Annotated in this window: 17 protein-coding genes; 11 read left to right on the top strand and 6 right to left on the bottom strand. The window is 63.6% G+C overall.

Features of this window, described 5'->3' with window-relative positions; translation table 11 throughout:
* Nucleotides 1-52: 52 nt before the first annotated feature.
* Both denD and SMD31_RS17635 read left to right on the top strand, forming a co-directional pair.
* The gene (gene denD / locus SMD31_RS17640; protein WP_320502242.1) at nucleotides 53-1,036 is read left to right on the top strand and encodes a D-erythronate dehydrogenase; all 984 of its coding nucleotides are present in this window, start codon (nucleotides 53-55) and stop codon (nucleotides 1,034-1,036) included.
* A 24-nt stretch (nucleotides 1,037-1,060) separates the two neighbouring features.
* Complete coding sequence (locus SMD31_RS17635) at nucleotides 1,061-1,813, top strand: SDR family oxidoreductase (protein ID WP_320502241.1); 753 nt, start codon at nucleotides 1,061-1,063, stop codon at nucleotides 1,811-1,813.
* Here the strand turns inward: SMD31_RS17635 and otnI are convergent.
* Nucleotides 1,810-2,577: a 2-oxo-tetronate isomerase gene (otnI, locus tag SMD31_RS17630; protein WP_320502240.1), complete on the bottom strand. Its 768-nt coding sequence runs from the start codon at nucleotides 2,575-2,577 to the stop codon at nucleotides 1,810-1,812. The two genes, SMD31_RS17635 and otnI, sit on opposite strands and share 4 nt — an antisense overlap.
* 161 nt (nucleotides 2,578-2,738) lie before the next feature.
* Here otnI and SMD31_RS17625 point away from each other — a divergent pair, with 161 nt between their 5' ends.
* The 7 genes from SMD31_RS17625 to SMD31_RS17595 all read left to right on the top strand — a co-directional run bounded on the left by SMD31_RS17625 (nucleotide 2,739) and on the right by SMD31_RS17595 (nucleotide 11,539).
* The gene (locus SMD31_RS17625) at nucleotides 2,739-5,474 is read left to right on the top strand and encodes a LuxR C-terminal-related transcriptional regulator (RefSeq protein WP_320502239.1); all 2,736 of its coding nucleotides are present in this window, start codon (nucleotides 2,739-2,741) and stop codon (nucleotides 5,472-5,474) included.
* 147 nt (nucleotides 5,475-5,621) lie between these two features.
* Nucleotides 5,622-6,722, top strand: coding sequence for a class II histone deacetylase (locus SMD31_RS17620; RefSeq protein WP_320502238.1), 1,101 nt, complete (start codon nucleotides 5,622-5,624; stop codon nucleotides 6,720-6,722).
* 80 nt (nucleotides 6,723-6,802) lie between these two features.
* Nucleotides 6,803-8,128 carry an ABC transporter substrate-binding protein gene (locus SMD31_RS17615; protein WP_320502237.1) on the top strand — a complete coding sequence of 442 codons (1,326 nt, stop codon included), beginning with the start codon at nucleotides 6,803-6,805 and terminating at the stop codon, nucleotides 8,126-8,128.
* A gap of 30 nt (nucleotides 8,129-8,158) precedes the next feature.
* A complete protein-coding gene (locus SMD31_RS17610; RefSeq protein WP_320502236.1) occupies nucleotides 8,159-8,959 on the top strand; it encodes an ABC transporter ATP-binding protein in 801 nt (266 codons plus the stop codon).
* A complete protein-coding gene (locus SMD31_RS17605) occupies nucleotides 8,956-9,669 on the top strand; it encodes an ABC transporter ATP-binding protein (RefSeq protein ID WP_320502235.1) in 714 nt (237 codons plus the stop codon). The genes SMD31_RS17610 and SMD31_RS17605 overlap by 4 nt, the downstream gene beginning before the upstream one ends.
* An 8-nt stretch (nucleotides 9,670-9,677) precedes the next feature.
* Nucleotides 9,678-10,556: a branched-chain amino acid ABC transporter permease gene (locus tag SMD31_RS17600; protein WP_320502234.1), complete on the top strand. Its 879-nt coding sequence runs from the start codon at nucleotides 9,678-9,680 to the stop codon at nucleotides 10,554-10,556.
* Nucleotides 10,556-11,539: a branched-chain amino acid ABC transporter permease gene (locus tag SMD31_RS17595; RefSeq protein ID WP_320502233.1), complete on the top strand. Its 984-nt coding sequence runs from the start codon at nucleotides 10,556-10,558 to the stop codon at nucleotides 11,537-11,539. Before SMD31_RS17600 ends, SMD31_RS17595 begins: the two co-directional genes overlap by 1 nt.
* Here SMD31_RS17595 and SMD31_RS17590 read toward each other — a convergent pair.
* Nucleotides 11,536-12,531 (bottom strand): GlxA family transcriptional regulator, encoded by a 996-nt coding sequence (locus SMD31_RS17590; RefSeq protein ID WP_320502232.1) that lies wholly within the window; start codon nucleotides 12,529-12,531, stop codon nucleotides 11,536-11,538. The two genes, SMD31_RS17595 and SMD31_RS17590, sit on opposite strands and share 4 nt — an antisense overlap.
* A 269-nt stretch (nucleotides 12,532-12,800) precedes the next feature.
* Between SMD31_RS17590 and SMD31_RS17585 the strand changes: the two genes are divergently transcribed.
* Both SMD31_RS17585 and SMD31_RS17580 read left to right on the top strand, forming a co-directional pair.
* A complete protein-coding gene (locus SMD31_RS17585) occupies nucleotides 12,801-13,937 on the top strand; it encodes an aromatic ring-hydroxylating oxygenase subunit alpha (protein WP_320502231.1) in 1,137 nt (378 codons plus the stop codon).
* Nucleotides 13,937-15,598 carry a choline dehydrogenase gene (locus SMD31_RS17580; protein ID WP_320502230.1) on the top strand — a complete coding sequence of 554 codons (1,662 nt, stop codon included), beginning with the start codon at nucleotides 13,937-13,939 and terminating at the stop codon, nucleotides 15,596-15,598. The genes SMD31_RS17585 and SMD31_RS17580 overlap by 1 nt, the downstream gene beginning before the upstream one ends.
* Before the next feature lie 112 nt (nucleotides 15,599-15,710).
* On the opposite strand, the gene SMD31_RS17575 is transcribed toward SMD31_RS17580, so the two are convergent.
* The 4 genes from SMD31_RS17575 to SMD31_RS17560 form a co-directional block, all read right to left on the bottom strand.
* The gene (locus SMD31_RS17575; RefSeq protein WP_320502229.1) at nucleotides 15,711-16,346 is read right to left on the bottom strand and encodes a hypothetical protein; all 636 of its coding nucleotides are present in this window, start codon (nucleotides 16,344-16,346) and stop codon (nucleotides 15,711-15,713) included.
* A 139-nt stretch (nucleotides 16,347-16,485) separates the two neighbouring features.
* A complete protein-coding gene (locus tag SMD31_RS17570; protein ID WP_320502228.1) occupies nucleotides 16,486-16,767 on the bottom strand; it encodes a BMC domain-containing protein in 282 nt (93 codons plus the stop codon).
* A gap of 31 nt (nucleotides 16,768-16,798) precedes the next feature.
* Nucleotides 16,799-17,056: a EutN/CcmL family microcompartment protein gene (locus SMD31_RS17565; protein ID WP_320502227.1), complete on the bottom strand. Its 258-nt coding sequence runs from the start codon at nucleotides 17,054-17,056 to the stop codon at nucleotides 16,799-16,801.
* Nucleotides 17,053-17,475, bottom strand: a complete 423-nt coding sequence (locus tag SMD31_RS17560) for a hypothetical protein (protein WP_320502226.1) — start codon at nucleotides 17,473-17,475, stop codon at nucleotides 17,053-17,055. The genes SMD31_RS17565 and SMD31_RS17560 overlap by 4 nt, the downstream gene beginning before the upstream one ends.
* Nucleotides 17,476-17,478: the final 3 nt, after the last annotated feature.

The following is a 17,478-nucleotide window of genomic DNA, read 5'->3' as shown; positions in this document are numbered from 1 at the left end:
CATCCGTCGTCCTTTAAGACACCGTCCCGCCAAGTAAGAAGGTCTCGACTTCATGCATATTCTCATCATCGGTGCCGCTGGCATGGTCGGCCGCAAATTGACCGATCGATTGGTTGCCAGCGGCATCGGCGGCAAGGCGGTTGAAACGCTGACGCTGGTCGATGTGGTGCCGCCAACGGCACCCGCGGGTTTCAAGGGCAGCGCCCACACGCTGACCGCCGACCTGTCGCAGCCGGGTCAATCGGAAAAGCTGGTCGGCGCCCGCCCGGACATCATCTTTCATCTGGCGGCCATTGTCTCGGGCGAGGCGGAAGCCGATTTCGACAAAGGCTATCGCATCAATCTTGACGGCACGCGGTTTCTCTTCGAGGCGATCCGGCAGGAAGGCCTACGGTCACCCTACAAGCCCCGCCTCGTCTTCACCTCGTCGATCGCGGTCTTCGGCGCCCCCTTCGCCGACAAGATCGAGGATACCTTCCTCAGCGCACCGCTCACCTCCTATGGCACGCAGAAGGCGATCGGCGAGCTGTTGCTCTCCGATTATTCGCGCAAAGGATTCTTCGACGGCATCGGCATTCGCCTGCCCACCATCTGCATCCGGCCGGGGAAGCCGAACAAGGCGGCCTCCGGTTTCTTCTCCAACATCCTGCGCGAGCCGCTCGCTGGCGCGGAGGCGGTGCTGCCGGTCGATGAAAGTGTGCGCCATTGGCATGCGAGCCCACGCGCGGCGGTGGGATTCCTGCTGCATGCGGCGACCCTGGACCTGGAGAAGGTCGGGCCTCGCCGCAATCTGAGCCTCCCCGGTCTCTCGGCGACGGTCGGCGAGCAGATCGAGGCGTTGCGCCGCGTCGCCGGCGAGAAGGCGGTGAAGCTCATCCGCCGCGAGCCGGATGCGATCATCCAGAAGATCGTCGCCGGCTGGCCCAGCGATTTCAACCCCGCCCGCGCCGTGGCGCTTGGCTTCCGCGCCGAAAGCTCGTTTGATGATATCATCCGCGTCCATATCGAGGATGAACTCGGCGGCAAAATCGGCTGACATCCAGACCTAAAGAGGATCGTTATGACCATCAAGACGGCAATCGTCACCGGCGCCGGCACAGGTGTCGGCAAGGCCATCGTCAAGGCGCTGCTCGGGCAAGGCTTCAAGGTCGCCATGGTCGGCCGCCGGCAGGAGGTGCTCGACGCTGCTGCCAAGGAACTGGATGCGACCGGTAGCGATACCCTGGTCCTGCCGGCAGATATCGGCGATCCGGCAGCGGTTGCCGGCGTGTTCGATCAGGTCAAAGCGCGCTGGGGGCGGCTCGATCTCCTGGTCAACAATGCCGGCATCGGCGCCCCCGCGATCCCGCTCGAGGAATTGTCGGCCGAGCAATGGCTGGGGGTGGTGGCGGCCAATCTCAACGGTGCCTTTTTCTGCACGCAGCAGGCCTTCAAGATCATGAAGGCGCAATCGCCGCGCGGTGGCCGCATCATCAACAATGGCTCGATCTCGGCCACCACGCCGCGCCCGCATTCCGCACCTTACACGGCGACCAAGCATGCCATCACGGGGCTGACCAAATCGACGGCGCTCGACGGGCGGCCGTTTGATATCGCCTGCGGCCAGATCGACATCGGCAATGCGGCGACCGAGATGACGCGCAAGATGGCAACCGGCGTGCTGCAGGCCAATGGCTCGACGGCGGTAGAAGCCACGATGGACGCCAAGCATGTCGGCGATGCCGTTGCCTATATGGCAAGCCTGCCGCTCGATGCCAATGTCCTTACCATGACCGTGATGGCGACGCAGATGCCCTTCGTCGGGCGCGGCTAGAGCTTCTCACGCCAGGCAAGGCCGGCGAGCGTTCCAGCCGCCGGCCGGTATTCGCAGCCGACAAAACCGGTATAGCCCAGGGCATCGAGTTCCTGGAGCACGCGGATGTCGTCAAGCTCGCCGCTGCCGGGTTCGGCCCGCGCCGGGACGCTGGCGATCTGGACGTGAGCGATGAGTGGCAGCAGGGTCTTCAGCCCCGTCAGCACATCGCCCCGAATGATCTGGCGGTGATAGATGTCGAATTGCAGCTTGAGGTTGGGCAAGCCCAGTTCAGTGATCAGATCCACGGCCAAGTCGAAATCGTTCATGAAATAGCCGGGCATGTCGCGCCCGTTGATGGGCTCGATGAGGATCTCGATGCCAGCGGGTCCCGCCTGGTCGCAGGCAAAGCGCAGGGCGTCGGCATAGGCGGCGCGGGCGGCCTTGTCATCGCTGGCGCCGTGGCCGCTCATCACGTGGAGGCGCTTGACGCCGGTTGCCGCAGCATAGCGGAGGGCGGTGGCGACACCGGTCCGGAATTCATCGCGGCGGGCAGGCTGTGTGGCCAGCCCCCGCTCGCCCGCCGCCCAATCCCCCGGCGGCAGGTTGAACAGTGCCTGGGTGAGATCGTTGTCTTGCAAAGCCGCACCCATGGCCTCGGCCGGATGTTCATAGGGGAAAAGATACTCGACTGCCGTGAAGCCAGCTTCCTTCGCCGCCTTGAAGCGTTCCAGGAAGGGCCATTCGTGGAACATCATGGAGAGATTGGCGGCAAGGCGCGGCATGAAGAATAGGCCTCTGACGTAAACAAAAGTCGCGTGTTGTCCACACTATAGCGATGCCCCCAGCCGATGCGCAGAGCAAAAAATCTGCCCCGCCGACGATGTTCCGTGGTGCGCGATAATCACCCTATCGCAGGCGGGAAATCCGACGCTAAGATCGGGTCATGCTGATCGAAACCAAATTGCGGCCGCCGGAATTGAAGCGCGATCTCGTGGCACGGGCGCGACTGCTGCGGCAGCTCGATGGTGCGCTGGCGGCGCGGCTCGTCGTGCTGTCGGCGCCGCCGGGTTTCGGCAAGAGCACCTTGCTGGGGCAATGGATCGCCAGCCTGAAGGCGCGGGACGCCGCCGTCGGCTGGCTGGCGCTCGACCGTGACGATGACGAGATCGGCCGGTTCCTGAGTTATCTGGTGGCGGCGTTGCAGCGGGCCGATCCGCAGGTCGCGCCCCATGTGCCGGCGCTGTTGCAATCGAGCCCGGTGCTGCCGGTCGATTCCGTGCTGACCTCGATCGTCAACGATCTCAGCCACCGCACGCAGCCGCTGTTCCTGATCCTGGATGATTGCCAGTTTCTGTCTTCGCCGGAGATCTGCCGCTTCCTCGACGCGCTGCTGGCCTATGCGCCGGCCAGCCTGCATCTGGTCGTCGCCACGCGGGGGCCCTTGCCCTTTGGCCTGGCGCATATGCGGGTGCGGGGTCAGCTGATCAATCTCGACGACATGCAATTGCGCTTCTCGCTGGAGGAAACGGAAAGCCTGTTTCAGGCGGCGGAACTGCGTGACCTTCCCTTAAGCGACGTGGTGACGCTGCAGCACCGGACCGAAGGCTGGGTCGCCGGGCTGCAGCTGGCGTCGCTCTCATTGGAAGAGCCGGCGGGCCGGGCTGCCTTCATCCGCAATTTTTCCGGCAGCCATCGTGATGTCGCCGAGTTCCTGACCCAGGATGTGCTGGCGCGCCAATCGCCGGACCTCCGGGACTTCCTCATCAAGACCTCGATCTTGAGCCGGATCTCGGCACCGCTGGCCGACGCCGTGCTGGGGCGCGATGACAGTGCCGCCATGCTGCAGGCGATCGAGGCGGCCAATCTCTTTCTCATTCCTCTCGACCGGGAGCGACACTGGTTCCGCTATCATCATCTCTTTGCCGAATTCCTGCAGGCGCAATTGCAGGAGGTGGGGCGGGGCGAGATCGCCAAGCTCCATGGCCGGGCGGCCGACTGGCTTTCCGCCAACGGTCTGACATCGGAGGCCGTGGCCCACGCGCTGGCAGCGGGCGATGCCGACCGGGCGGCGGCGCTGGTCGAGGATTGCGCGATGCCGCTCATCATGGCGAGCCATCTCAACACCGTGCGTGCCTGGCTCGGGCAGTTGCCGCCGGACCTCATCGCGCGTCGGCCGCGCTTGCAATTGGCCGAGGTCTGGATCCAGTTCCATATGAGCCGCCCGCAGGAAGCGGCACGCACGCTGAAATCGGCCAAGCAATCGATCGTCGCGGCGCAGGCTGCCGGCAAGCTCGACCGTGAGACGCAGGCGGCGCTGCAGGCAGAACTGTGCACGCTCACCGTCGGTGTCGTCTCCGCCGCCGACCGATCGCGGACGGCGGCACGCCTCGCCGACAGCTGGGCAGATGCCATCCCCGAGAACAGGCCCTTCTTCAAGGGGACACTCGGCAACATCAACGCCTTCTGCCATTTCTCGCTGGGCGATCTCGATGGCGCGCGCATCTTGAGCCTCAAGGCGCGCGACAGTCATGGTGCCGCGCAATCGGTCTTCGGTGTCGTTTATTCGGACCTCATCCTGGGTCTGGTCGAGAAGGCCGCCGGAAACCTCACCGGTGCTGCGCAGTTTTTCGCGCGCGCCATCGCCGCGGCCCGGCGCGAGCTTGGTGCCGGCTCCTATGCCGAAGCGATGGTGGCGATCTTCGAGGTCGAGCTGCTCTATGAATGGTGCGATCTCGCCGGGGCCGAGCGCCTGTTGCATACGCACCGCCAGATCATCGAGGAATGCGGCCTGGTTGTGCATGAAATGGCGTGCAAGCTGCATCTTGCCCGCATCGCCGCGGCCCGTGGTCGGCATGACGAGGCGATGGCGGTGCTGGAACGGGCCGAGCGGCTCGGTATCGAGAAGCGCTATCACCGCCTGACCGCCAGCGCTCTCAATGACCGCGTGCGCCTGCTGCTGCAGCGGGGCGACGTGCAGGCGGCACGCTTCGCCTTGCCGGCGCGGGGTGTCGGTGGGGAGGGGAAGAAGAATGCGGGCCTCGCTGCGCTGACGCCGGCGACGGAACCGGAATTCATGGCGCAGGCACGTGTGTTGATTGCCTCGGCCAAGCCCGAGGCGGCGCTGAAGCTGCTCGACCGGGTGGCGGACAATGTGCGGCGTGACGGTCGCTTGCGGCGCCTCTCCCAGGTGCGCGCGCTGGCGGCGATCGCGTCCTATCAGGCCGGCGACGCACTGTCGGCGCTGGCGGCGGCGGTCGATGCGGTTTCCATTTGCGCGCCGCAAAAGGCGCTGCGGACGCTGGTCGATGAAGGTCAGGCCCTGCGCGAGGTGATCGACTTTTCAAGGAAACGCATGCCGAGTTGGTCGGGGGATACGCCGACGGGTCAGTTTCTCGACCGGCTGATGGACGAATTCGGCAAGCCCGAGCGCGGCCCAACCCAGTCAGCGCATTTGCGCAAAGGCGATCCGGGCTTCAGCCCACGCGAGATCGATGTGGTGCAGCTGCTGGGCATCGGCCACAGCAACCGCGACATGGCCCAGGCGCTCGGCATGGCGCCGGACACGGTTAAATGGCACCTCAAAAACATCTTCGGTAAGCTGGGGGTGGCCAACCGGACCCAGGCGGTGCTGCGCCTGCAGGACATCGGCCTGACATTGCCGCAGCAACCCGGTCCCTGAAGCCACCACCCGTTCGGGTGGGTGCAAAATCCCCCACCTTACCCGTCCGGGGCGGGACAAGAAGCCGATCATCCGCCACAAATATGTCAACGAGCCCGTCGAACCGTAAGGCAGGGCCGGCGTAATGAGGCATTTGGGGGCAGATCAATGGCGACGGGTTTCGTCTTCCACGAACTTTACATGTGGCACAACACCTGGAACTACGCCCAGGTGTTCCAGCCGAGCCTGCATGTGCAGCCCGGTGAACATGCCGAGAACCCGGAGACCAAGCGGCGCCTGCGCAACCTCCTCGAAGTGAGCGGCCTGCTCGATCATCTGACGCCGATCAGGGCGCGCTATGCGACCGAGGATGAGATCGCGCGTTTCCATACGCGTGCCTATATCGAGCGTATCAAGAAATTGAGTGCCGAGAATGGCGGCGAGGCGAGTCCTTTGACCCCCTTCGGCAAGGGCAGCTTCGAGATCGCGCAGCTTTCCGCCGGTGGCACGATGGCGGCACTCGATGCCATCCTCGATGGCACGGTGAAGAATGCCTATGTGCTGTGCCGCCCGCCGGGACATCACGCCGAAGCCGATGTCGGCATGGGTTTCTGCCTGTTCGGCAATGTCGCCATCGCCATCATGCATGCCCAGGCAACGCGTGGCCTCGGTCGTGTCGCCACCGTCGATTGGGACGTGCATCACGGCAACGGCACGCAGGCGGCGTTTTATAACAGCAAGGATGTGCTGACCATTTCGCTGCACCAGGACGGCCTCTATCCGCCCAATTCGGGCCATGTGACCGAACGCGGGACTGGGGCTGGCCTCAACTACAATCTCAACATCCCGCTGCCGCCGGGCTGCGGCAATGGCGCCTATCTTGCTGCCTTCGAGCATGTCGTGCTGCCGGCGCTGCGCCGCTACAAGCCCGAGATGATCGTGGTGCCGTCGGGCTTCGATGCCTCGGGCGTCGATCCGCTGGGCCGCATGATGGTGAGCGCCGAAGGCTATCGCCAGATGACCCGCCTGCTGATGCAGGCCGCCGACGAATTGTGCGGTGGCCGTTTGCTGATGTCGCATGAGGGCGGTTATTCGCCGATGTATGTGCCTTATTGCGGCCTCGCCGTGATGGAGGAACTGACCGGTATCAAGACGCCGATCCGGGATCCCTGGGCCGAGCCGATGGCCACCTGGGGGCAGCAGGATCTGCAGCCGCATCAGTGGACAGCGATCCAGGCAGCGGCCACTCTGGTGGGCGATATTCACTGAAGAAACAGGTCTGCGCCGGGGAAGCCGCGCCGGCAGCGACCGATCAAGCACAAGGCGGCTGTTTAGGGAGAGCTCCGGATATGTCTGAAGAGATTAAGAAGCCCAATGTCATCCCCAGCCGTCGCAATTTCCTGAAAGGTGCTGCGGCACTGGGCACCGGTGCCGCCGTGCTGGCCGGCATCAATGACGGCGCCCGCGCCGATGGCGATCCCATTCCGGTCGGGCAGGCAGCACCCTTGACCGATTTCGCCGCCGCCGATGGCGTCGAATTCAAGAACGGCCTGACGCTTGCCTGCGAAGAAATCAACGCGCTGGGCGGAATCCTCGGCCGTCCGCTGGAGCCCTATTTTGAAGACACCAAGCAGATGGGCGACCCGACCAATGTGCAGGCGGCACAGCGTCTCATCGACCGGCATTCGGTTCACGCGCTGATCAACGGCTACAATATCGGCTCGGGTGCGGCCATCCAGGACCCGGTTGCCGATGCCGGCATCATCTATGTCCATTACGACACGACGATCGGCCACAACAACCTGATCAAGTCGAACCCCGATCGCTATTTCGGGTCGTTTCAGGGCGATCCGGCGGAATATTGGTACGGCCCGGGCTTCTTGAAATTCCTGCAGCAGCTGGAGGAGAACGGCCAGTTCAAGCGCTCGAACAACAAGATGGCGGTGATCCTGTCGGCCGGCGTCTATGCCGCCAACATCGCCAATGCGATCAAGGAAAAGGGTGCCGAGTATGGCTGGGAGATCAGCCTGTTCGAGACCGTGAACGTGCCGATCTCGGAATGGGGTCCGACGCTCGCCAAGATCCGCCAGGATCCCCCGGCCGTCATCGCGGTGACGCACTTCCTGCCGGCCGATCTCGCGCAGTTCATGGTGCAGTTCGTGCCCAACCCGACGCAGAGCCTTGTCTACATGCAATACGGCCCGTCGATCCCGGCCTTCCGCGACATCGCCAAGGAGGCCTCGGTGGGCGTCCTCTATGCAACGGTCGTCGGTGCCTTGCAGGACGAAATCGGTTCCGCTTTCGAAAAGCGCTACAAGGCGAAGTTCGGCGAGAATGCCGGCCATAATTCCGGCGCGCAGCCTTATGACGGCGCCTATGTCTGGGCGACCGCGGCGGCTCTTGCCGGCGGCACGGGCGAGCCGGGGAATGAAGAGCAGAACCGCAAGGTGGCGGCGCGCATGCGCAGCCTGATCTATCGTGGTGTTACCGGCACCACGCGCTTCATGGCGGATGAGCAGGCGGCCTATAGCTATCCGACCCAGGTCAATGATTCCTCCCTTGGCATGCCGCATCAGTTCCTGCAGATTCAGGACCAGACCAAGAGCGGTGGGCTGATTGCACCGGCGCCCTATGGCACGCAAGGCTTCAAGCTGCCGCCTTGGATCAAGGCTTGATCCGGGCAGAACCGCTGAGGGATTGATTGAATGGGGACGGCCGCCACGGAACCTTTGCTTGTCTGCCGCGAGGTGACCAAGCAATTCGGCGCGCTGACGGCCGTCAACAAGATGAGCTTCACGCTGATGCCGGGCGAGGTGCTCGGCATCGGCGGGCCCAACGGCGCCGGCAAGACAACCCTGTTTGAGGCCATTTCGGGCCTCAACCCGGCAACGTCCGGTGAAATCATCTTTCAGGGGCGCAACATCACCGGCCTGCCGCCGGAAGCCCTGTGCCATGCCGGCATCGCGCGCACCTTCCAGCTCAATGCCGGTTTCGACAGCCTCACTGTGCGCGGCAATGTCGAGATCGCGGCCTATTTCGGCCGCCAGAACCGCTTGATCCCCGGCCTGCGCATCGGCCGCGATGTGGCGCGGCATGTGGACGAGGCGCTGGCTGCCGTCGGTCTCACCGGAAAAGACGACGAGATTGTCGGTCGCCTGCCGGTACTCGACCGCAAGCTGCTGATGCTGGCGGGTGCCTTGGCCAGCAACCCAACCTTGCTGCTGATGGATGAGCCGGTGGGTGGCCTCAACCCAAAGGAAATCGATCATGTGATGGCGGTGGTGCGCAAGATCGCCGCGCGCGGCATCACCATCATCCTCATCGAACACGTGATGCGCTTTCTGGTGCAGCTTTCCAGCCGTGTCCTCATCATGCATCACGGCGAGAAGATCTATGAAGGCAAGCCGCAGGGCCTCATCGAGGACCGCAACGTCGTCGACGTCTATCTCGGCGAGGGTGCCTCGCAGCGGCTTGGCAATCTGATGAAAGAGCAGGCCTCGGCATGAGCGTGCTCCTCAGCCTTGAGAATGTCACGACCGGTTATGGCGCGCAGAACGTCCTCCATGGCGTGTCGCTGGAGATAGCCGAGGGTGGCCTGACCGCCATCATCGGGCCCAATGGCCACGGCAAGACGACATTGCTGCGGGCGATATCGGGGCTGATGCCGCTGCGCTCGGGGAGCATTTCGCTCGGCGGAAGATCGCTGGCGGGCTTGCGGCCGGATGAGATCGTGGCAGCCGGCATCGTGCATGTGCCGCAGGGTGACATGCTGTTCCCCGAGATGACGGTCATCGAGAATCTGCTGATGGGTGCCTATCTGCCGGCAGCAGCGGCGGAAGCGCCGCGGCGCCTGGAGCGGGTCTTTGCCCTGTTGCCCAAGCTTAAGGACCGTCGCGGCCAGATCGCCAGCACGCTTTCCGGCGGTGAGCGGCGCATGGTGGGGATCGGGCGCGGGCTGATGGCCGGCGGGCGGCTGCTCATGCTCGACGAGCCGTCGCTGGGTCTCGCCCCCATCGTGATCGATCAGATCTATGAGGTGGTCGCCGAACTTGCGGGGGCCGGGCAGAGCATTCTGGTGGTCGAGGAGAACGCAGCGCGTGTGGCCGACAAGGCGGCACTCATCGCGCTTCTCGACAATGGCGAACTGGTCTGGTCGGGTGCGGGTGCTGAACTGATGGCGCGTCCCGAAATCCTCGAAACCTATCTCGGAGCCTGAAGCCGCCCATGGATGTCGTCGTTCAGATCCTCGCCTCCGGCCTCACCATGGGGGCGATGTATGCCATATCGACCATTGGTCTCGCACTGGTCTATGGCTCGCTCAATATGCTCAATATGTCCCACGGCGCGCTGTTGGCGCTGGGTGGCTATGTCTGTTATTTCGCGATGAGCCATCTGGGATTGCATCCGGTCTTGGGGCTCGCCGCCGCCATGCTGGTCTGCGGCCTCGTCGGGCTTGGCATCTATTACGCCGCAGCCGCGCCGATGCTGAAATCGGCCGGTTTCGAGACGCGCATCTTCATCGCCACCATCGGCATCGGTGCCATCATCGAAAACGTCATCCTGCGCCTCTTTGGGCCGCAGCCGACGCCGCAGCCGCTCAATCTCTCCGGTGCCGTCGTCATCGGCACCGTGCATATTCCAAATCAGAACCTGCTGATCCTCGGTGTCGCGCTGCTCCTCATGGCGGCCCTTGCCTATCTCCTCCAGAAGACGCGGCTTGGCCGGGCCATTCGCGCCACGGCGCAGAATCGCGAGGCGGCGCAGTTGATGGGGGTGCGTGTCGGCATCGTCTATGCGCAGGTCCTGGCGCTGTCGGGGGCGCTTGCGGCCATCTCCGGCGTGATGGTGAGCTCGCTCTCCAGCCTGCTCCCCAATATGGGCGGCGACCCGATGTTGAAGGCCTTCATCATCTGCGTCGTGGCGGGTCTCGGCAATGTCTATGGCGCCGTCGCTGCCGCCATCGTGCTTGGTATCCTCGAGGCACTCGCTGCCTATGTCTTGGGTGTCCGCTACAGCTTTGCCATCCTGTTGCTGCTGGTAATCGCGGTCCTGATCTGGCGGCCCTCTGGCCTGTTCGGTCGCCGCCAGGTGGTGCGCCTGTGATGAATATGCGCCGCGACTTCATCATCGGCCTGGTGCTGATTGCGCTCTGTGCGACCCTGCCGCTGTTCATCGGCATGCGCTATTTCATCACCCAGGCGACGCTGTTCTTCATCTGGGGCATCGTCGTCCTGCAGTGGAACCTGGTGCTGGGTGTGGGCGGCATCTTCTCGCTGGCGCAGATGGCCCTCTTTGCGGTGGGCGCCTATGCGACCGCGATGTTCGGCTATTACTTCGAGATGCCGATGATCCTTGCCATGCCCTTGGCCGCCTTGCTCACCGTGGTGGTGAGCACGCTGGTGGGTCTTGCTTGTCTGCGCCTCAAGGGCCCCTATGTCGCCTTGCTGACTTTGGCGGTGGCGCAGGTGCTCTATCTCCTCATCGTCAACGACACCGAATGCTTCACCAATCCGCCCTCGGGCTGCATGCCGCTGTTCGGCGGCGTGCGCGGCTTCACGCGGTTTGGCGATCTCGGCTTTCGCGACCTGTTCGGGTCGAAATGGTACATCGCCGATTATTACCTGGGGTTGGGCCTGCTGGCGCTGGCAGCGGCCTTCTCGGTTGCCATCATTCGGGGGCCCATGGGATTGGCGTTCCAGGCCCTGCGCGACAATCCGGGCTGCGCCATGGCGCGCGGTGTCAGCCGCTTCAAATACCAGCTTTGGGTCTTCGCCCTTTCCGCCTTCTTCACGGGGCTTGCCGGTTCGTTCTATGCGGTCCACTTCGCGGCTGTCGGTCCCACCGCCTTCTCGTTCTCGACCCTCCTGTTCCTCCTCTCCATGATCGTGGTCGGCGGCATGGGGACCATGTGGGGGCCGCTCTTGGGCGCCTTGCTCTTGATGAGCGCCGACGAGGCGATGCGCGAATTCGGCGATTGGCGCGATATCGGCTTAGGGCTGCTGCTGGCCGGCTTCGTCATCCTGTTGCCCAAGGGCGTGCTGGGCAGCCTGCAGGCGCTGGTGCAGCGCTTCCGCGCGAAGGCCTAGCCCCGGCTCAGCATGCGCTGGCGAAACACGGGTGCCGTCGTCGTCTGCTGCCGGTCGGAACTGGGGCTCAAGCCGAAATAGCGCCGATAGGTGCGCGAGAAACTCTCCAATGAGCCGAAGCCGCAGGTGACGGCAATCTCGGTCACCGGCAGTTCCGTCTGCTGCAGCAGCTTGTGCGCCTTGGCCAGGCGATAGGAGAGATACTGCCGGGCGATACTGACACCCAGATGCCGCTGGAAATGCCGCTGCAGCTGGCGTTGCGACAGATCGATCCGATCGGCGATCTCGCGGCAGGAAAGCGGCTCTTCCAGCGTCTCCTGCATGATCTTCAGGGCCGCTTCGACCTTCTGGTTGGCGGCGGCATGTGAATCCTGCGCCGGCTCGTTCTGCCCTTCGCTGGGCGGGCGCAGGCGCGGCATCAGGAAGTGCTGCGCGACCTCGGCCGCAAGGTCGGCGTCGACCATCTCGCCGATCCAGCGCAGCGTCATGTCGAGTGTGGCGGTAGCACCGGCACAGGTCATGCGATCCCGCGTGATGGTATAGAGCTGTCGGCTGGCCTCGACATGGGGATAGCGTTCGCTGAATCCGTCGAGATTGTCCCAATGCACGGCCGCCGGCTGATTGTCGAGCAGGCGGGCCGCCGCCAGAATCTCGCTCCCCGTCTCGATGGCGCCGATGGTGGCGCCGAAGCGCGCCATCTTGCGCAGCCAGTTGAGGAGGCGCTGATCGCCGGCATGAATCTTGGCGTCGAAGCTGGCGATGACGATGACGGTCTGGTAGCTACCGGCCTCACCCAGGGCACCATCGACGGGGAGATGCTGGCCATTGCTGGCCCGCACCGACAGGCCGTCGAGCGACAGCGTCGACCAGCGGAAGAGCTGCCTCTGCGCCAGCCAATTGGCGACGAAGAGCGGTTCGATCGCGAGTGCCAGACCCATATGCGAGAATTCCGGCAGCACGACGAATGCGATGTGGTGTGGGCTGGTGTTCAAGGCTTAAGCTCCGTGGGGCGGGCTCATTCCATCCGAACAGGCAATCTGGAGCCAGCACATAATGGACGAAGAATGTCCAAAAAAGTCAATTTGATGGCGCGACGCTTTGCGTCCCCACAAGTGATTTCTGGAATAATATTTATATATCAGTAACTTGAGGATTAACCATACTCGCAACAAAGCGACAGTCGCGCGACCGTTTCCATCGGATGGGCGGGCCACAAGATTTGCACCATCAGGCATCACGATTTGACGCCCAGGAGTTCTCCATGCCGAGCCAAGTGATGCCGTGGGATCACAGCGACCCGACCACGGGCCATTCCATGCCCGCCGCTTACTTCTACGACGCGCAGGTGTTCGAGGATGAGAAGCAGAACATCTTCATGAAGTGCTGGCATGTCGTCGGCCATGTGAACGAGTTCAAGGGGCCGGGCTCCTACATCGTGCAGGAGATCTTCGAGCAGAGCGTGCTCGTCATGTCGCATACGGACGGCCAGATCCGCGCCTTCCACAATGCCTGCCGGCATCGCGGCAATCGCTTGCTGACCGAGCGCCGCGGCAGGATTCCGGCGGTCTTGCGCTGCGGCTATCATTCCTGGTGCTATGGCCCGGACGGCGCGCTGCGCTCGGCGCCGCGCACCGAATGCCTCAAGGATTTCGACAAGGCGCTTTACGGGCTAAAACCCGTGCGGCTCGAGATCTTTGCCGGCTTCGTCTATGTGACGCTGGACGACAACGCCAAGTCGGTGGCCGAGATGGCGCCGGGGGCGGAAGGAGAGATGCGCCGCTTCCTGCCCGATCTCGACAACGTGCGCCTGGTCGAGGAAGTGGACGTCGTCGTCCACGCGAACTGGAAGGTGATCCAGGAGAACTCGATCGAGGGTTATCACTTCGATCTTTCCGGCCCGGTGCATAAGCATCTCGCCTCGCTGATCGATTTCAGCCAGTACCGCCTCACGCCCCATGGCGAATGGTGGACCTATATGGCGCCGCCCAATGGCGGTGCCAACAAGGCCTATGGCCTGCCGATCGAGGGGGCGACCTGGCAGACCGATTGGTTCTTCAATATCGGCCTGTGGCCGAACACGACGTTCTATTGCTTCCCCTTCACCGACATGATCGGCACCTTCGTGATGATCCCGCTGGAGCCGGAGAAGTCGCTGCTGCGTTTCGGTTATTACGCACCGATCGGGCGCGAGACGCCGGCACTCACCAAAGCAGCGATCGCCTGGATGAATGAGGAATTGGGGCCTGAGGATATCGCGCTTAATGTCAGCAACCAGAAGGGCCTGCATTCGCAAGGCTATATCCAGGGGCGCTATATCATCGACACCGAGCACCCCAATCAGAGCGAGCATCTGGTGCATCATTTCCACAAGCTGTGCTACCAGGCCATCCGCAGCTGATGTCCGGCTCATTCGATTACGTCATCATCGGCGCGGGGTCGGCCGGCTGCGTGCTGGCCAACCGCCTGACCGAGGACGCCGCCTGCACGGTGCTGCTGCTGGAAGCAGGGCCGAAGGACAATCACTGGGCGATCCACATGCCCTCCGGCATGGGGCAGCTGCTGTCCTCGACCCGTTTCAACTGGTCCTATGCCGCCGAGCCCGAGCCCTATCTCGATAACCGGCGCCTGACGCATCCGCGCGGCCGTGTCCTCGGTGGCTCGTCTTCGATCAACGGCATGGTTTATATCCGCGGCCATGCGCGCGACTATGACTATTGGTCGCAATCGGGGGCGCGCGGTTGGAGCTATGCGGAACTGCTGCCCTATTTCAAGCGGGCGGAAAGCCATCAGACGGGTGGCGACGCCTATCACGGTGGCGACGGGCCGCTGCATGTGGCGCGGCCGGATCTCGCGCGCGCGCCGTTGACCCAGGCCTTCATCGATGCGGCCGTTGAGGCCGGCTATCCGGCGACCGAGGATGTCAACGGCTGCCAGCAGGAAGGCTTCGGCATCATCGACCGCACGACCCGCGACGGCCGCCGCTGGTCGGCGGCGAAGGGCTATTTGCGACCCGCATTGACCCGCCCCAATCTCACCGTCATTACCGGCGCGCTGGTGCAGAAAATCAATCTGGTGGGCAACCGTGCGCGCAGTATTTCTTACGCGGTCGGGCGTGAGGTCCAGACGGCGGAAGCGACGCGCGAAATCATCCTGTCGGGTGGTGCCATCAACTCGCCGCAGCTGTTGCAGCTGTCTGGCATCGGCGACCCGGAGCATCTTGACGCCATCGGCGTCAAGGCGCTGCATGCCCTGCCCGGTGTGGGTGGCAATCTCAATGATCACCCGGATATCGTCATCCAGCATCGCTGCAAGCAGAAGGCGACCATCTATCCGGTCACCAAGGGCATCCGGAAATATGTGACCGGCCTGCAATGGTTCATGAACGGGACCGGTGCCGCCTCGACCAACCATTTCGAGGCCGGCGGCTTCATCCGCAGCCGCGCTGGGATCGAGCATCCGGACCTGCAGCTGACCTTCATGCCGCTGGCGGTCATTCCGGGCACGGTCGATTCGGTGCCCGATCATGCCTTCCAGGTGCATATCGACCTGATGCGGCCGAAGAGCCTCGGCTATGTGAAGGCGCGCTCAAGCGATCCGAAGGCGCCGCCCGCCATCCTTTTCAACTATCTCAAGGACCCCGCCGACCGTGCCGATCTGCGGGCTTCCGTGAAGCTCACGCGGGAGATTCTGGCGCAGAAGGCCATGGCGCCTTTTGCGGGCGATGAATTGTTTCCCGGCATTGATGTCACATCAGATGACGCGATCGATGCCTGGGTCAGGCGCGCGATCGAGACCTGCTATCACCCGGTCGGCACCTGCAAGATGGGTGCGGCTACCGAGACGCTGGCCGTCGTCGACGATCAGCTGCGGGTGCATGGGATCGAAGCCTTGCGCGTGGTCGATGCCTCGATCATGCCGCGCATCGTCAGCGGCAACACCAACGCGCCCACCATCATGATTGCCGAGAAAGCCAGTGACATGATTCGGGGGCGAACGCCCCTGCCGGCCAGCGATGCGCCGGTCTGGATTCATCCGGATTGGGAAAGGGCACAGCGGTAAGAAAAACCCCTCACCCCAACCCCTCTCCCCAAAGGGGCGAGGGGCTTGGAGATCGCGCTCGGTCGAAACTCCCTCGCCCCACGAAGTGGGGAGAGGGTCGGGGTGAGGGGACTTATCCCTTGCCAGACCGCCCAATCACGCTGCCGAGTACCTCATCGATGCGGTCGCGGGCGCGTTCGCATTCCTTGCGTGTACCGGCGATGAACAGGCGGCCGCTGGCGCCGATCATCTGCACGTCGACGAGGGTGATGCCGGGGGCCACCTTCTCCGCCTCATTGGCGGCGACCGAGGCGAAGAGGGCCGGCTCCAGCTCATAGACCAGTAGGCATTTGCCCGGCAGCAGCATTGATGCTTCGCGCGTGCGGTTGAGGATGATGGCGTGCTGGTCCGACACATTGTCGATGATGTCGGCGTAGAGTGTCCGCGGTTTCAGCTGGTCCTCGGCCTTCTGGCCGATGCCTTTGAGGATCGCGTTGCCGGCGAAGTTCAACTGATCGAGATCGGCGGCGTGCAGTTCCAGGATGCCGTATTGCCGCTCGGTATAAAGCAGGCCCGGTTCCATGTCGGGCGCAGTCTTCAGTGCCAGGTCGCAGATGCGATGGATCGCAAGCGCCGGGGCCACCTCGATGATGAGGGAATGTTCCCCCTGCATCGGCGGGTAGCCACGCGCCCGGGTGGGCGTCGACATATAGGCCGCAAACTGGCGGGCAAGATCCTTCACCAGCAGATAGACGCGAAGTTCGGTCATGGGTGCATGTCAGTCCGAGAATGGCTTCTTCCAGTGGATGCCCGGGTCAAGCGCGGGCATGACGAGAAAGTTTGTAGGTCAATAGACACCGTCATCCCCGGGCTTGACCCGGGGATCCACCATTGCCGACATCTCGCCCTTACTTCCCGCTGGCGGTCGAGAAATGCTTGCCAAGATCGGGATGCGGGCGCGGGATGACGTGGACCGAGACCAGTGTGCCGACGCTGCTGGCAGCTTCGGCACCGGCTTCGGTCGCGGCCTTCACGGCACCGACATCGCCATTGATGATGACGGCGACCAGGCCATCACCCACTTCCTCACGGCCGACCACCGTCACATTGGCGGCCTTTACCATGGCATCGGCCGCGGCCAGGGCCGCGACGAAACCCTTGGTCTCGATCATTCCGATAGCGTTCGACATGGTTCTCTCCTTGCTTCAGATCAGATGGTTGTTATTTGGATTTCGATTTCGTCGTCTCGTCGAGCGAGCCGATGATGAGGGCGTCGATGGGAATCTTGCCGCCGCCCAGCCAGGAGGCGGCGGTGGAGCCGGTGACGATGAGGACGTCCTCGCCCTCGCCGCAACCCAGCACGTCAAAGGCAATCATGCGACCGCCCCCATGGCTCTCCACTTCCAGGAAGGCCCCTGACGGAATGTGCTCGATCTTCTTGGTGGCCCAGTAACGGCCCACGACCCGACCGCGAATCATTGTCCGATCCTTTCGACGCTGATGTTGCGCGCCTTGGCCTTGTCGCGGGCCAAGGGGGTGATGCTGACGCCGGGTGCCAGGATGAGGCGCGAGACGCCCTTGGCGAGCTTGGCGATGACGGTTTCGGTGACGACGCCCTTGTCGACGCGGTGGCTTTGCCCGGTGGCGGCTGCCGGCGACAATGCGGCAGACGGAGTCGTGCCGGCGAGATGGAAGGGATGACGACCTGCTTCGATGGCGGCGCGAATTTGTGGGTCAGCGGCGAGGCGCAGGACATCCTTGGCGAAAGCCGCGAGATCGGCATCGCTGGTGATGCGTACGGCGTGAGGTGCGGCAGCGGGCGATTTCCCGGTCTTCACCGCCTTCACTTCCTCGGCGATGACATCACGGATGAGAGCGCGGATGAGGTCCTTGTCCATGAT

Source organism: Dongia rigui, assembly GCF_034044635.1.
GTDB classification, from domain to species: Bacteria; Pseudomonadota; Alphaproteobacteria; order Dongiales; family Dongiaceae; genus Dongia; species Dongia rigui.
This window is presented reverse-complemented; position numbering and strand designations above follow the sequence as displayed.

What these genes read in the sequence shown, in the direction of transcription:
- SMD31_RS17610 (WP_320502236.1), top strand. Translation starts at nt 8,159, where the DNA reads ATGGGGACGGCCGCCACGGAACCTTTGCTTGTCTGCCGCGAGGTGACC.
- SMD31_RS17595 (WP_320502233.1), top strand. Translation starts at nt 10,556, where the DNA reads ATGAATATGCGCCGCGACTTCATCATCGGCCTGGTGCTGATTGCGCTC.
- SMD31_RS17625 (WP_320502239.1), top strand. Translation starts at nt 2,739, where the DNA reads ATGCTGATCGAAACCAAATTGCGGCCGCCGGAATTGAAGCGCGATCTC.
- SMD31_RS17575 (WP_320502229.1), bottom strand. Translation starts at nt 16,346, where the DNA reads ATGACCGAACTTCGCGTCTATCTGCTGGTGAAGGATCTTGCCCGCCAG.
- SMD31_RS17560 (WP_320502226.1), bottom strand. Translation starts at nt 17,475, where the DNA reads ATGGACAAGGACCTCATCCGCGCTCTCATCCGTGATGTCATCGCCGAG.
- SMD31_RS17620 (WP_320502238.1), top strand. Translation starts at nt 5,622, where the DNA reads ATGGCGACGGGTTTCGTCTTCCACGAACTTTACATGTGGCACAACACC.
- SMD31_RS17570 (WP_320502228.1), bottom strand. Translation starts at nt 16,767, where the DNA reads ATGTCGAACGCTATCGGAATGATCGAGACCAAGGGTTTCGTCGCGGCC.
- SMD31_RS17580 (WP_320502230.1), top strand. Translation starts at nt 13,937, where the DNA reads ATGTCCGGCTCATTCGATTACGTCATCATCGGCGCGGGGTCGGCCGGC.
- otnI (WP_320502240.1), bottom strand. Translation starts at nt 2,577, where the DNA reads ATGCCGCGCCTTGCCGCCAATCTCTCCATGATGTTCCACGAATGGCCC.
- SMD31_RS17565 (WP_320502227.1), bottom strand. Translation starts at nt 17,056, where the DNA reads ATGATTCGCGGTCGGGTCGTGGGCCGTTACTGGGCCACCAAGAAGATC.
- denD (WP_320502242.1), top strand. Translation starts at nt 53, where the DNA reads ATGCATATTCTCATCATCGGTGCCGCTGGCATGGTCGGCCGCAAATTG.
- SMD31_RS17585 (WP_320502231.1), top strand. Translation starts at nt 12,801, where the DNA reads ATGCCGAGCCAAGTGATGCCGTGGGATCACAGCGACCCGACCACGGGC.
- SMD31_RS17615 (WP_320502237.1), top strand. Translation starts at nt 6,803, where the DNA reads ATGTCTGAAGAGATTAAGAAGCCCAATGTCATCCCCAGCCGTCGCAAT.
- SMD31_RS17600 (WP_320502234.1), top strand. Translation starts at nt 9,678, where the DNA reads ATGGATGTCGTCGTTCAGATCCTCGCCTCCGGCCTCACCATGGGGGCG.
- SMD31_RS17635 (WP_320502241.1), top strand. Translation starts at nt 1,061, where the DNA reads ATGACCATCAAGACGGCAATCGTCACCGGCGCCGGCACAGGTGTCGGC.
- SMD31_RS17605 (WP_320502235.1), top strand. Translation starts at nt 8,956, where the DNA reads ATGAGCGTGCTCCTCAGCCTTGAGAATGTCACGACCGGTTATGGCGCG.